At 70.3% G+C, this 12171-nt stretch carries 11 protein-coding genes; 3 read left to right on the top strand and 8 right to left on the bottom strand.

What is annotated here, in order from left to right; translation table 11 throughout:
- Positions 1 to 206: 206 nt before the first annotated feature.
- The 7 genes from D7X55_RS25315 to D7X55_RS25285 are packed head-to-tail and all read right to left on the bottom strand — an operon-like array spanning position 207 to position 9140.
- Positions 207 to 887: a hypothetical protein gene (locus D7X55_RS25315; protein WP_233610053.1), complete on the bottom strand. Its 681-nt coding sequence runs from the start codon at positions 885 to 887 to the stop codon at positions 207 to 209.
- A 43-nt stretch (positions 888 to 930) separates the two neighbouring features.
- Complete coding sequence (locus tag D7X55_RS25310) at positions 931 to 2745, bottom strand: metallophosphoesterase (protein WP_121724426.1); 1815 nt, start codon at positions 2743 to 2745, stop codon at positions 931 to 933.
- Positions 2721 to 4499 carry a GMC oxidoreductase gene (locus D7X55_RS25305; protein ID WP_121724425.1) on the bottom strand — a complete coding sequence of 593 codons (1779 nt, stop codon included), beginning with the start codon at positions 4497 to 4499 and terminating at the stop codon, positions 2721 to 2723. The genes D7X55_RS25310 and D7X55_RS25305 overlap by 25 nt, the downstream gene beginning before the upstream one ends.
- The gene (locus D7X55_RS25300; RefSeq protein WP_121724424.1) at positions 4483 to 6591 is read right to left on the bottom strand and encodes a patatin-like phospholipase family protein; all 2109 of its coding nucleotides are present in this window, start codon (positions 6589 to 6591) and stop codon (positions 4483 to 4485) included. Before D7X55_RS25300 ends, D7X55_RS25305 begins: the two co-directional genes overlap by 17 nt.
- Positions 6588 to 7130, bottom strand: coding sequence for a DUF1772 domain-containing protein (locus D7X55_RS25295; RefSeq protein WP_120549772.1), 543 nt, complete (start codon positions 7128 to 7130; stop codon positions 6588 to 6590). Before D7X55_RS25295 ends, D7X55_RS25300 begins: the two co-directional genes overlap by 4 nt.
- Positions 7127 to 8068 (bottom strand): acetoacetate decarboxylase family protein, encoded by a 942-nt coding sequence (locus tag D7X55_RS25290; protein ID WP_120549771.1) that lies wholly within the window; start codon positions 8066 to 8068, stop codon positions 7127 to 7129. Before D7X55_RS25290 ends, D7X55_RS25295 begins: the two co-directional genes overlap by 4 nt.
- A 13-nt stretch (positions 8069 to 8081) precedes the next feature.
- Positions 8082 to 9140, bottom strand: a complete 1059-nt coding sequence (locus D7X55_RS25285; RefSeq protein ID WP_120549770.1) for an alpha/beta fold hydrolase — start codon at positions 9138 to 9140, stop codon at positions 8082 to 8084.
- A gap of 92 nt (positions 9141 to 9232) precedes the next feature.
- On the opposite strand from D7X55_RS25285, the gene D7X55_RS25280 reads away from it, so the two are divergent.
- The gene (locus D7X55_RS25280) at positions 9233 to 9595 is read left to right on the top strand and encodes a hypothetical protein (protein ID WP_233610052.1); all 363 of its coding nucleotides are present in this window, start codon (positions 9233 to 9235) and stop codon (positions 9593 to 9595) included.
- 30 nt (positions 9596 to 9625) lie between these two features.
- Complete coding sequence (locus D7X55_RS45530) at positions 9626 to 10123, top strand: winged helix-turn-helix domain-containing protein (protein WP_279637368.1); 498 nt, start codon at positions 9626 to 9628, stop codon at positions 10121 to 10123.
- Here D7X55_RS45530 and D7X55_RS25270 read toward each other — a convergent pair.
- Positions 10008 to 10766 carry a hypothetical protein gene (locus D7X55_RS25270; RefSeq protein WP_147442811.1) on the bottom strand — a complete coding sequence of 253 codons (759 nt, stop codon included), beginning with the start codon at positions 10764 to 10766 and terminating at the stop codon, positions 10008 to 10010. The genes D7X55_RS45530 and D7X55_RS25270 overlap by 116 nt on opposite strands.
- Before the next feature lie 208 nt (positions 10767 to 10974).
- Between D7X55_RS25270 and D7X55_RS25265 the strand changes: the two genes are divergently transcribed.
- Positions 10975 to 11997: a FadR/GntR family transcriptional regulator gene (locus D7X55_RS25265; RefSeq protein WP_306437745.1), complete on the top strand. Its 1023-nt coding sequence runs from the start codon at positions 10975 to 10977 to the stop codon at positions 11995 to 11997.
- Positions 11998 to 12171 lie beyond the last annotated feature (174 nt).

Below are 12171 nucleotides of genomic sequence, written 5' to 3'. Positions count from 1 at the left end.
GCGTCCGTGAGCGGGCGGTCCTCCAGCGCGACGTGGGAGTGAGAGGCGGCGCAGCCGGTGGCGAGCGTCCCCAGGAGGGTCAGCATCGGAAGGCGGGTCATGGCGCGGGGCTCCTTGAAGTGCGGCGGCGGGGCCGGGATTGCGAAGGCTCCGTGCGAGGCTGCCGCGCGGAACCGTGAAGGGCGACGAACGGACTGGCGGGCGCGCTACAGCGCGGCGGAGTCGGTGCGCTGCGGGCTTCCACGCGACGGCGCCTGGCGCGGAAGGGACGCGGACGAGGGCAGCATCATGGAGCACGCGTCGTGGCAGCGCTCGTCCATGCACGCGAGCGTGGTGGGCCCGGCCTGCTGGCGCGACACGGCGGCGTAGCAGCTCTCGCCGTTGCCGGGGCACTGGCTGCGCGCGGCGCACTCACAGCAGGTGGAGGCCACGGAGGCCATCAGCTGCACGTCCTGGAGCACGGAGGACAGCGCGCGGTAGCAGGCGCGGGCCGCGGGGGCGAAGCGGCCCTTGGCGTCCACCACCGGCACGTTGCCCTCGATGCCGCAGCGGCCCACGACGTCCGCGTACTTGCGCTCGCAGACGGCGACGAGCTTGGGGTCCGGCACGCCGTCGCGCGCGTTGCTCACGGCCTCCGAGCACAGGGCGCGCGAGGCGTCCTTCAGGATCTTGATGTTGGCGTTCTCCTGGTCGGCGCTCGCGCCCTTGCCTGGAGGAACCTCCGCTTCGAACACGCACTCCTTGCCCGCGCGGAGCGTGTCGATGGTGCACGACCACGCGGTGGGAGACGCGTCCACGAGCGGGGGTGCCCCCAGCGCTTCAGGAGGCAGGGACGACGGCGCGGGGCCGGACGGCGCGGCGCCGAGGAAGAGCAGGGAGAGGAGCATCGCCTTCATAGGGGACGCAGCGTAGGACGTTGGCCCGCCCCGCTCAAACCGCTCCGTCGGGTAGCTGTTCGTCCACCATCACGCCCATGGGTCCAGGTGGACCGGTGGGAACTGGAAGCGCCTTCGTCCGGCCGATGACGATGGGCGGCTCGATGAGGCGGGGCGGTGTCGCCCGCGTGTCCGCCGGGTCCGGCACCCACACCGGGTCCTCGGGAGTGCGCCCCCGCTTCCACCGCCGAGGCACGCGCCGGAACCCCACCGGGTACACCGTGAGCTGGCCGTCCGCGTCGAAGTGGAGCCGGAGGAAGTTCTTCCAGTCCGGAATCGACAGCGCCGAGAACGCCTCGTTGGGGTGACAGGAGAACACGTTGAGCGACAGCAGCAGGTACACGCCCACCACCAACGGCCCCACCAGCGCGCCTCCCCCGAAGAGCAGCAGCCCGCTGAGCAGGTCCCTCCGCAGACTCCACTGAAGCTCCGTTGCCAGGGGCGCGGCGACAGCGGACACGCCCCAGGTGATCAACAGCGCCACGGCCAGATGCGCCAGCCCATGGAGCACGCCCGCGGTCTTCCGCCAGAGCGGGCCTCGCCGGCCGTCCGCGAAGCCGATCGTGCCCAGCACCACCCCGGCGCCCAGCACCAGCGAGCCCGTGCTCTGCAACGCCGCGTTGATGACCTCCCGGAAGGAAGGCGCTCCCACTGCCCCCTCGTTGAGGTTCGCGGCCACGCCCCACCCCAGCAGCGTGTAGACGGCGCCCATGAACACGCCGAACCACGGGTTGATGGCGGTGAAGGCCAGGTTGCGCCAGGTGAGCCACTGCGACGTGCGCTGGGGCGGGTAGCTCGCCTTCTGCACGAAGCCGCCCGGCCGCTGATCCACCTTGGGCAGGTGCGTGGGATGCAGGAAGGCCCCTCCCCCACCCGCGATGATCTTCTGCCGCCCTTCCGCGTTCTCATGCCGGCGGTAGTGGTGCAGGTCCCCCGCGAGGAAGACGCTCACCTTCTTGCCCAGCACCCGCTGCTCCAGGAAGTCGATGTTGTGGTCCAGGAAGCCGCGCCCCGCGCGAGGCATCACCTGCTGCTTCACCCACGCCGGCTCCGCGTTGCACAGGATGATGCGATCCGTGCCGCGCATCTGGGCGGCCACCTTCTGGAAGAACTCCACCTGCGGCGCGTCCAGGTCGGACTCCAGCTGCATGTCCGTGCCCAGCAGCCACCAGCCGTGCGGCAGCCTCAGCGCGAAGTAGCTGCGCTTTTGCTGCGTGCGCCAGCCGTTGGAGCGCCGGCCCTGGCAGAACAGGCGCGTAAAGGACACCAGTCCGTCGTACCAGTCATGGTTGCCCGGCACCGCGAACAGGTGCGGCCGGTGCCGCCGCTTGTTCAGCGCGTCCTCGTACGGCACCACCGTGCGCGCCTGGTACTCCTCCACGCTCGCGGTCGGGTACACCTCGTCCCCGCCGAACACGAGCACGTCGCCGCCCCGCGTGACGTGCGTCCCGCCGGCTTCATCCGCCAGCGTCAGCTCCGGCGCCATCACCGCGGACGCCACCGCGTAGGTGGAGTCCCAGCCGTCGCCCAGGTCCGACACGTAGTCCAGCCAGAGCTCGTCGCGCGGATGACCGGTGTCATCCACCGAGTAGTCGAAGCACAGCGGCTGCGGCCGGGCCACCGCGTCCAGGAGCCGCCGGTCCGCCTGCTTCCCGAACGTCCCCGACAGCAGCACCTTCATGCCCGACTTCGCGAGCACGGCCGGGTCGAACCACGAGACCATCTTCCGACCCGGAGGCGTCTCCGGCGCCGGCGCGGGTTCGACGCGCCGGCCGGGAAGGTGGCTCACGCCGGAGGCGCGGACGGCCATGGCCCCTCCTCCGTTGGCTGCCGCCACGAACGTCCTCGCGAGCCCCGGCGGTACGAATCAATGAGCGCGTCCGCGAACCGGTCAGCGAGCGCGGCGATGGTGAGGCTCGGGTTGGGTCCGACGGGGCCCGGCATCATCGACCCGTCAGCCACGTACAGCCCCGGATGGCCAAAGGCCTCCCCCGTCGCGTCCACCACGCCCTCCTGTGGCCCGCGGCCCATGGGACAGCCGCCCAGCGGGTGCACGGTGATGACCCGGCTCAGGTAGCTGAGCGGGTTCTGCATCAGCTTCCCCTCCAGCGTCTTCGCGATGTCCGCCATCGACTGGCGCACCTCCTCGAAGTACTCGCGCGAGCTGGCCATGCGCCAGTCGACGGCCAGCATCCCGTCATCCGTCAGCCGCATGCGGCCGTTGGGGATGTCCCGCCCCATGCCCAGGAGCGGCAACGACGTCGCGGAGCCCAGGCAGTCACCCAGCAACTCGGCGATCTCCTCGCCCACGTCCGAGTCATGCGTGCGTCCCGTCCAGCCCCGGAGGAGCCGCCACGCCAGCTTCAGGCCGCGCTCCACCAGCGGCACCTGGTGCGCGCCCTCGTAGAGCCAGTTGACGAACTCCGGGTAGCCCGCGTCCTCGATGTAGTAGCCCCGGCCCGCGCCGCCCTCCTCCTGGCCGCGGAAGTGCAGCGCGCTGGTGATGACCGGCCCGTGCCCTCCCTCCAGGATGCGCGGCAGCTGCTTGCCGGTGCTCGAATCGCGGCACTGGCGCATGAAGCCCAGCAGGTCTCCGTTGCCGCAGAAGCGCGTGCCCAGCTTGTCGCTCAGCCCGGGGAAGTTCCGCTGGTTCTTCAGGAGCAGGAACGTGGAGCCGAACGTGCCCGCCGCCAGCACCAGCCGGTCCGCCGTCACGGTGCTGCGCGGCAGCATGGACTGGGGGCCCTCGCGAGGCACGTCCTCCGGCGTGTCCGTATGGTCCAGGTACCGCACCACGTAGCCGCCGCCCTCCGCGGGCCACAGCTCCGTCACCTCCGCGCGCGTGCGCAGCTCCGCCCCCGCGCGCTTCGCCGCGGACAGGTACGTGTAGTCGAGCGTGTTCTTGCTGCCCGTGTTGCAACCGATGTCGCACTCACCGCAGAGATGACACGTGGTGCGCGTGCGGCCGTGGAGGTTGGGATGCTCCTCCCGGATGGGCTCGCCCGGGACGGGCACCTCGCCGGGGTTGCCGAACGTCACGGCCAGCGGCGGCAGCTGCCAGTCGCCCGCGCGGCCCAGGCGCTCGGCCGCGATCTTCATGGCCAGCGTCTTCGCGGTGGTCGAATAGGGCGGGTGCTCCATCGGATAGCGCTGCACGCGCATCATCCGCTCCACCTCGTCGTAGTGCGGCTCCAGGTCCGCGCGGGTGACGGGCCAGTCCTCGTAGCCGCCGTGGCGCAGGTCCTGGTGGATGAAGGTCTTCTCGTCCTTGCGCAACAGCACGTTCGCGTAGATGAGCGAACCGCCGCCCAGCCCCGCGGACACCACGCCCCCCAGCCCCTGGAAGGACCAGAGGTTGAACATGCCGTGCAGGCCCCTGCGCGGGTCCCAGAAGTTGCGGCGCATGTCGTGCGGGCTGCGCGGAAAGGAGCCCGGCGGATAGACCTTGCCCCGCTCCAGCACGCACACGCGCAGGCCCGCGTCCGCCAGCCGCCACGCCATCACGGAACCGCCGAAGCCCGAGCCCACGATGACGACGTCGAAGTGCTCATCCCTCGTGGCCATGCGCGGCCTCCCCTTCGCGCTCGTGCACCGGCGCCTCCGGCGCGTAGAGATCCCAGAGCGCCCCCAGGAACAGGCGGCCGAAGCGGGCCACCACCTCCGCGCCCTCCACGCCCCCGCGCGACGAGTGCATGCTGGCCACCAGGTGCAACAGCTCCCGCATGCCCAGCACCAGGACGCCCGCGCCCACCACGGGGCCTCGCGCGTCCACGCCCTGGTGCAGGTAGCTGTAGAGCCGCGTGGTGTCGCGCCAGAGGTCCGGGCCCGGGTCGTCGCGCAGCGTCTTCGTGCCGTCCAGGAAGTAGTCCTGGCCGTTCGCCTGGAAGCGCAGGCCGTAGGTCATGATCTTCGTGCGCGGATCATCCGTGGCGCGGAAGAGGTTGAAGCTCCCCTCGCGCACGGGCAGGTCCCAGCCCAGCGGCTTGTATTGCACGTGCGCCACCAGCCGGGCCGCGTGATCCGGGTCGCGGATGAACGCCTCCATGTCGTCGATGGTGATGGTGCAGTGCATGGTGAAGGGCGTGGAGCGCCCGTCGTGGGCGCCCGCCTCGGGGTCGGTGGTGCCCATCGCGAGCGGTCCGGCCATGGTCTCGCGGAAGGTCAGGTCATAGGCGGGTTCAGTCATCTGGGTGATCTCCGGGGTGAGGGGCAGGCCCTGGGCATCCGCCACCGCCAGGTAGCGGCAGGCGTCCGAGTAGCCCTGGTCGATGAGCGTCGCGGCGGTGACGTGGCCCGCGTAGAAGTCCGGGTCCAGGGGCAGCGGGTGCTCGGGTTTGATGAGGTGCACGGCGATGGGCCGCGCGTGTCCCGGCACGTGCTCGCCCGCGAGGATGCGCGCGTTGAGCTCGCGCACCTGCTCCAGCTGGGCGAAGAGCGCGCCGTTCGCGCTCAACTCAATCATGTGGACGTACTGGTGGAAGAAGCCGTCCTGGTAGCGCGGCGTGTTGCCAATGCACCAGACGATCCACACCTCGTCCGCCCCCCGGTGCACGGCCTCCATCACGTTGGCGTCCTGGATCCACACCGAGTCCAGATACGGGTGGCCGCCCTTCTCCACCGGAGGCATGAAGAGCGGCAGGGAGATGCCGGCCACCAGCTGGTCACGGTCCACCTCCGTGTGCGGGATGGCCACGTTCGTCTTCAGGGCGAAGTCGCACACGTTGAAGGTGCCGGAGCGCTCGCGGTTCACGCGGATGGCCTCCACGTTCACGCCCAGGTGCGGGAAGACGCGCTGGATGATGCCGTCCGCGTCCCCCAGCGCGGTGAGCCTCCAGGGCCGCGCGTAGTCGTCCACGGGCATCAGCGACACGAAGTCCTTCACGTCCAGCGTCCGCCACCGCTCGCACATCTGCGCGGGGGACAGGCCGGACATCCACATCGCCAGGGTGATGATGCCGCCGGACGTGCCATCCGCGTGGGCGAAGGACAGCCGCGCGTCCGTCAGCGCGCGCAGCACGCCCGCCTGCCACGCGACGCGCATGCCGCCTCCCGCCAGCACGAGCGAACGCCGGGGTGCCTCCGCCGCGACGACCGCGCCCTCCCCCATCGTCCGCCGGGGCTTCGGAGGAGCGCCGCTCCCGGTCGCGTCCGCCACGCGCAGCTCGCTGACGGAAGGAGCGGTGACGTCCGGGGACGCCTCCTCCGCCCGGGGCCGGAGCACGGTGATGATCTGCTCGCGCTGGCGCAGCGACGCGTAGAATGCCAGCACCAGCACGGCGGACAGCGCGTCGAACGCCGCCACCGCCAGCGCCAGCGGCGACAGCAGGCCGCGCGCCACGCCAATGGCCACCATGCCGCAGGCCCCCACCTTCTGGAGGCCGGTCCACAGGAAGGCGGCCGGGTTGGCGCGAGGCTCGTGCAGGCCGTGCAGGAGCAGGCCGCCGAACAGCACCATGAACATGCCCACGATGCGGAAGAAGTGCGCGGGCGCGGGGGATGCATCCGCGTGAAGGATCCGCAGCTCCAGCCCCGGCATGAGCATCTGCGCCGCGCCGGTGGCCAGGGTGATCCACCCGATGGCCGCGAGCGTCCAGCGCCAGGCGCGTCCGTTGACGCGGGCCTGACGCTCCAGCCAGCGCGACGAGGCCGGACTCATGCGTGGGCCTCCCGGCGCCCAGGCGCGGACAGCCCCATGCGCCAGCGCTCACGCGCGGGCAACTCCGCACGCAGCACCCGGTGCACGAAGTAGCCCAGCGTCAGCAGCCACTGCACCGTCCACAGCCCCACGCGGATGCGGTTCATCCGCATCCACGCGCCCAGCACCTCCGTCAGCCGCTCCGGTGACGTGATGCCGGCGGCCATCTCGTCGTTGTACGGGAAGATGTAGATGCGCGTGAGCAGCGTGGCCACCACCACCGCCACCAGCGCGCCCAGCGGATACCAGCGCAGGGCCGTCTTGCGCTCGCGCCACGCCAGCACCCCGGAGGACAGCAGCATCACCGCCGTCATGTACGTGAAGAACCGGGTGGCCGCCTGCACCTGCGGCACGAACTGCAGGTAGTAGTTGTTCACCGTGAGCTGGGGCGCGATGGGGAACGAGAAGAGGATCAGCGACCAGCCCGTGCCCAGGTACATGGAGGTGCACAGGAACAGCAGGCACGCGTTCACCAGGTCCAGCGTCCCCCCTCGCTTCATGGCCGCGCTTCCTCGCGCGGCGGCACGTCCGGCGGCGGCGCCACCGCCTGGAGCACCCTCGCCGGCGCGCCGTTCGATTCGGGCGGCGGCATGGGCGTCTGGTCCTGGCCCAGGTCCACCACGCTGTCCAGGCCCTCCGGATACGTCTGCACGGGCAGCGTGGGCTCGCTGAGGAACCACGCCTCGAAGTGGTCATCCAGCACGCCGGTGGATGACGGGAAGAACCCGGTGAGGAAGGGGCGCGGGGAGATGCTCAGGTCCCGCAGCACCTGCACGCGCGGATGGTCCCCCAGCTCCAGCGTGCCCCACGCGCGCTTGCCCAACCGGAAGCCGAAGCGGCCCCGGAAGTAGATGGTGGACTTCATCAGCATCCCCCGGAAGGCGCAGTAGTTCACCGCCGCCATCCGCAGGGGCAGCCACGCGAGCTTCGGGCGCTCAATCCGCACGCGCACCGCCTGCTGGCCGCCCTCCTCGTACCGGCTGCTCACGGAGCCGTTCTCCACCCGGAAGTCCAGCCGGGCCAGGTGCTTGGGCATGCCCCAGATGCCCTTGCCGCCCTTCACGGAGACCTCCGTGTTCACCGGCAGGTCCACCACGTACTGCCCCAGGCCGAAGCGCTTCTGGAACAGCACCGGAAGGATGGGCGGCGCGGGCCGGGCGCCGTGCGTGCACGCGAGCGCGATGCTGAACTCGATGTACGCGCCAATGTCCGTCCGCTTGTAGTCGATGACGGAGACGAGCAGCACGGCCCTGTCTCTCGAGATGCGCAGCGGGTGCAGTTCGTTGCCGGGCAGCAGGCTGGCCGCGCGGCGGGCGTCCACCGTGAAGGCGGCCACCATGGCCGGGGCGCCCTTCGAGTCCACCGGCAGCGCGTACGGGATGCCGTCCACCCGCGAGTAGCGGCCGGACTGTTGCTGGATGCGTCGGGGCAGGAACATGGCGGGCCTTTCTTCAGTGGAGCGTGGAGCGATCCAGCTCCTTGAGGATGAGGGGGAAGACGTCCTGGGACGCGCGCTTGCCCATGAAGACGTCCAGGTGGCCGTAACCCGGCAGCACGTGCAGCGCGTGCCGGCCCGGGTGGAAGTGCTCCAGGTGTTCGAAGCTCCTGCGCTGGCTCTCCGCGAGGAAGCAGCGGTTCTCCTCGCCCGCGAAGAGGACGAACCTCGCGTCCGTCTGGGGCTCGCGCTCGCCCAGGTCCTCCGGCAGCGAGCGGAAGCCCTCCACCGGCACCAGGTGGCCCGCGCGCACGCACTGGTCCATCTGCTTGAAGAAGCTGAAGGGCACCGGGCCGAACTCGTGCTGGAGCCATTCGTGCGTCTGGGCGTTGAGGTTTTCGTGGCGCCACAGCACCGGGAAGCCCGTGCCGTAGGTGAAGCTCGTCCAGCGGCAGACCAGGTTCTCGCACTCGTGATGCGTGGCCTGCACCACGCGCGTCAGCATCCGGGCCGTGCGCGTGGGGCCGCCGTAGGCCCACTGCGGATCCAGGAAGGGCGTCAACTGCGCGACCAGCGGCACGGCGTAGTGCAGCTTCACCTTCGCGGTCGCGGGCACCACCGGGTGCAGCGATACGGCATTGGAGAGGATGAGGTCCACGTCCGGCAGCAGCCCCGCCACGGCGGCCATGGTGAAGCTGGTGGAGCCCTGGCAGTGGATGATGGCCTTGACCTTGTCCGCCCCCGTCTTCTCCCGCACGGTGCGGATGGCGGGCGGGTGGTCCATGACGGCGGCCTGGTCCAGGGTCCACTCGCCCGGCTCCACGTCCATGCTGGCGCGCCAGTTCTCCAGCCACACGTCCCAGCCGTCTTCAATCAGTGCATCCACGACGGTCTGGCGCACCGGCGCGCGGAAGATGTTCCCGCGCACGCCAGCCCCGTGCACCAGCACCACCGGCCCCTTGTCCGCCTTCTCGACGCCGCGCAGGTGCACCAGGTGCAGTGCGCGGCCGTCGCCCGCGAGGAAGGGCACGATCTCCTCGGAGTAGCGCGGCGCATGAATGGTTTCCGCGGACATGACGACGTCCCCCCACACCGCAAACGTTGGGCGGTGCGTGGGAGGCGACAACCCCGGCTCCGCGGGCAACGGCGCGGCGCCCGCGTCAGCCCATGGGGTGCTATGCGTGGGGCATGGGCACGGACTGGAGCGACTACGAGGGCGGCGCGACGCTCGGGGGCATGGGCAGCCAGGGAGGCACCATCGTGCGGGACGAGGGCTTCCGCGACCTCTTGCGCCTCACCTACGAAGCGGACGACTCGCGCTCCTTCCACGTCGTCACGTGCGGCATCTCCGGCTGGCTGTCGCATCCGCGCTTCTTCGACAACGCGCCCGACGCGCTCCACGCCTACGAGTCCATGAAGCCCGCGCTGGAGGAACTGGGCGCCACCCTGCCCGAGGGCGGGCCGAAGTCCCCGGCGGACGGACGGGCAGCGGGTCCACTGCTCGCCGCCTTCCGCGCGCGCTTCTCCTGAGTCGCGGCGCTTCCGCGCAAGGATTGCCTGGTGTTGGACCTGATGCTGCCGGGCACCTACGGCCTGGACATGCTCAAGGCGCTGCGGATCTTCTCGGAGGTCCCGGTGCTCATCCTGGGCGCGCGCAACGACACGTTGGACAAGGTCCGGGTGCAGGTGCGGGGGCGGCCGGTGGAGCTCACGCGGGTGGAGTTCGAGCTGCTCGCGGCGCTGGCTCGCAGGCTGCGGGAGGCGGTGACGCGGCAGTGGCTGGTGGAGCACGTGTTGGATCCGGAGCGCGAGGGCACGGAGCGCACGCTGGACGTCCACGTGTCGCGGCTGCGGCGCAAGCTGGGTCCGGTGAAGTGCGTGGAGACGGTGTGGGGCGTGGGCTACCGGCTGGTACCCGGGGAGACTGACAGGTCCTTTCTGCTCAGCGCGAATGCTCCACCACGTAGTCCACGAGCTCCGGCCACGCGGCCTGGAGCGAATCCTGTGACGCCTCCCCGAAGAGAGCGATGGCGTCCACGGACCTCTCCTCCCCCGTGAGCTGCTCCAAGCACCAGGCCTCCAGCACCTTCTTGAGTCCGAGCAGGGGTCCCTTGAGATCTTCCAGCGCTGCATCGGACAGCAGCGTGCGGGCTTCGGCCCAACGCCCCTCACGGCACGCCACCACCGCGGAAGCGAGCGGTGCGAACACCAAGGGAAAGTCCACCCGCGACTTCGCCTCGGTCAGCCGGGGTGCCACCCGTGCCAGCCGACCTTCAAGCGCATCCACGAGCGCGAGCGCCGCGGACAGCACAGCGCGAAACTGCGGCGTCAAATCCTTCCGCGCCTCCAGACTCGCAAGCTCCTGCTTCGCCACCGGCAGTTGCCAGAGTTGGAGCCGGGCGATGCCGATGTTGTACGTGGGAATGACCTGGACCTTCGCCAGGGGCCGCGACGCCTCGAAGCGCTCGAGCGCAGCGGCCACCCTCCCCTCCAACAACAACTGAAGCCCCTCGTCCGTGAGCTTCTTGCTCCGGCGGTACCGAGGAAGAAAGTAGAGAGCCGTCGGCACCAGCAGGACGAACAGGGAGACGGGAAGCAGCATCTGCGCCAGCTGTGGGTCGGGGACGAAGTGGCGCAACAGCCGGGGCACGACAAAGAGCACCAGCAGCATCACCACTGCGTACGGCCAGGATTTCCGCATGAGCCGGTATCTACGCAAGTCATCAGCGGGCCGTCAGCAAATCCAGCGACCGCGGCGCGCCACGACCATGGGCAGCCGCCCGGGGGCGGTTGCCGAAAAACCTGTCCGACAGTCGGACAGGTTTTTTTCGTCCGGCTCCGGAGGGGGGACTCACGCGTCCATGTCAGACCCCTGTGGTTGGATGGCGATGCTGGGACGAGGAAGGGGAATGGGGATGGGACACGGCGGGCTCGTGGCGTACGTGGAAGCGCAGATTGAGCGCGACATCGCGCTGGGACGGATTCACCCGAGCGGGCAGTTCGGCTCGGAGGCGAAGCTGGCGCGTCACTATGACGTCTGCCGGGGCACCATGCGCGAAGCGCTGCGGCGGCTGGCGGCACGGGGCCTGGTGGTGCAGCGGCCCGGACGCAAGACGCGCGCGGTGCCGCTGGATGAGTCGCTAACCCTGGAGAACCTGGGCCTGGCGCTGCATGACACGCGCTCTCCAGAGGCCCGGTGGCTCCTGGAGGGCTACTTCAGCCTCCGGCGGCAGGTGCTGGTGGAGCTCCTGTCCGACTGCTGCACACGGGCTTCCATGCGGGACCTGGACCAACTGGGGAGCATCTGCTTCGGACTCTGGGACGCGGCGCGCTGGGAGTCGGGGGCCTACTGCGCCCAGTTGGAGTTCGAGTTGCTGCGGCTGGCGGCCCGGGTGGCGGACCGGCCCGGGCATGTGCTTCTCGTGCAGTCCCTGCAGCGGGCCTTCATGGTCGGCGCGGCCCAGTTGCTGCCTCTTCTGGGAGGTGAGCCGCTGCGCCAGTGGGTGAACTGCGCGAAGGATGCCCTGCATGATCGCGACACGCGGGCCATCCAGCAGGAACTGCCGACGCTGATGAAGGCACACGATGACCTTGTGCTGAATGCCTTCGCGCCTGTCGCCCAGAAGCATGCGGTTCCTGAACCCTCACTCGCCCAGGAAGCCCCTCCTGGCGTCCCCGCGCTCATCACGGAGCAGAACGAGACACCGGCGGGCCCTGGTGCCCAGGAGAACGTGATCGACGCGCCCGCGTTGGCCACCGTGAGGAACGGACCTTCCGACTTGGAGGAGCGCGGCCTTGGCCTCCGTGCTCCAACGGATGGGGACGCTGATGCGAGCGGGGTTGCACCCTCTCCTCTCATGGAGCCTGTCGCTGAAGGACTGGCCTCCTCTGGCCCGCCCAACGCCCACTGCCCGGGTCCCCCTGATTCGTGACCCGACATGCGATGGCTTGCGCCGCCTCCTGCGGCTCGGATCTTTGCGCTGAGGGCCTTGAACATCGCGGTCCGGGCCGTGCCTCCGCGCTCATGGGGCAATGGCCTTCCGCCTGTTGATTCAGTCCAAGCCCCACCGCGTCCGCCCCCAAGTGGGGCGGACACGGTCCAGCTC

Source organism: Corallococcus sp. AB049A (assembly GCF_003668885.1).
Taxonomy (GTDB): domain Bacteria; phylum Myxococcota; class Myxococcia; order Myxococcales; family Myxococcaceae; genus Corallococcus; species Corallococcus interemptor.
This window is presented reverse-complemented; position numbering and strand designations above follow the sequence as displayed.

What these genes read in the sequence shown, in the direction of transcription:
- D7X55_RS25290 (WP_120549771.1), bottom strand. Translation starts at nt 8,068, where the DNA reads ATGTTCCTGCCCCGACGCATCCAGCAACAGTCCGGCCGCTACTCGCGG.
- D7X55_RS25305 (WP_121724425.1), bottom strand. Translation starts at nt 4,499, where the DNA reads ATGGCCACGAGGGATGAGCACTTCGACGTCGTCATCGTGGGCTCGGGC.
- D7X55_RS25285 (WP_120549770.1), bottom strand. Translation starts at nt 9,140, where the DNA reads ATGTCCGCGGAAACCATTCATGCGCCGCGCTACTCCGAGGAGATCGTG.
- D7X55_RS25270 (WP_147442811.1), bottom strand. Translation starts at nt 10,766, where the DNA reads ATGCGGAAATCCTGGCCGTACGCAGTGGTGATGCTGCTGGTGCTCTTT.
- D7X55_RS25295 (WP_120549772.1), bottom strand. Translation starts at nt 7,130, where the DNA reads ATGAAGCGAGGGGGGACGCTGGACCTGGTGAACGCGTGCCTGCTGTTC.
- D7X55_RS25280 (WP_233610052.1), top strand. Translation starts at nt 9,233, where the DNA reads ATGGGGTGCTATGCGTGGGGCATGGGCACGGACTGGAGCGACTACGAG.
- D7X55_RS25310 (WP_121724426.1), bottom strand. Translation starts at nt 2,745, where the DNA reads ATGGCCGTCCGCGCCTCCGGCGTGAGCCACCTTCCCGGCCGGCGCGTC.
- D7X55_RS25315 (WP_233610053.1), bottom strand. Translation starts at nt 887, where the DNA reads ATGCTCCTCTCCCTGCTCTTCCTCGGCGCCGCGCCGTCCGGCCCCGCG.
- D7X55_RS25265 (WP_306437745.1), top strand. Translation starts at nt 10,975, where the DNA reads ATGGGGATGGGACACGGCGGGCTCGTGGCGTACGTGGAAGCGCAGATT.
- D7X55_RS25300 (WP_121724424.1), bottom strand. Translation starts at nt 6,591, where the DNA reads ATGAGTCCGGCCTCGTCGCGCTGGCTGGAGCGTCAGGCCCGCGTCAAC.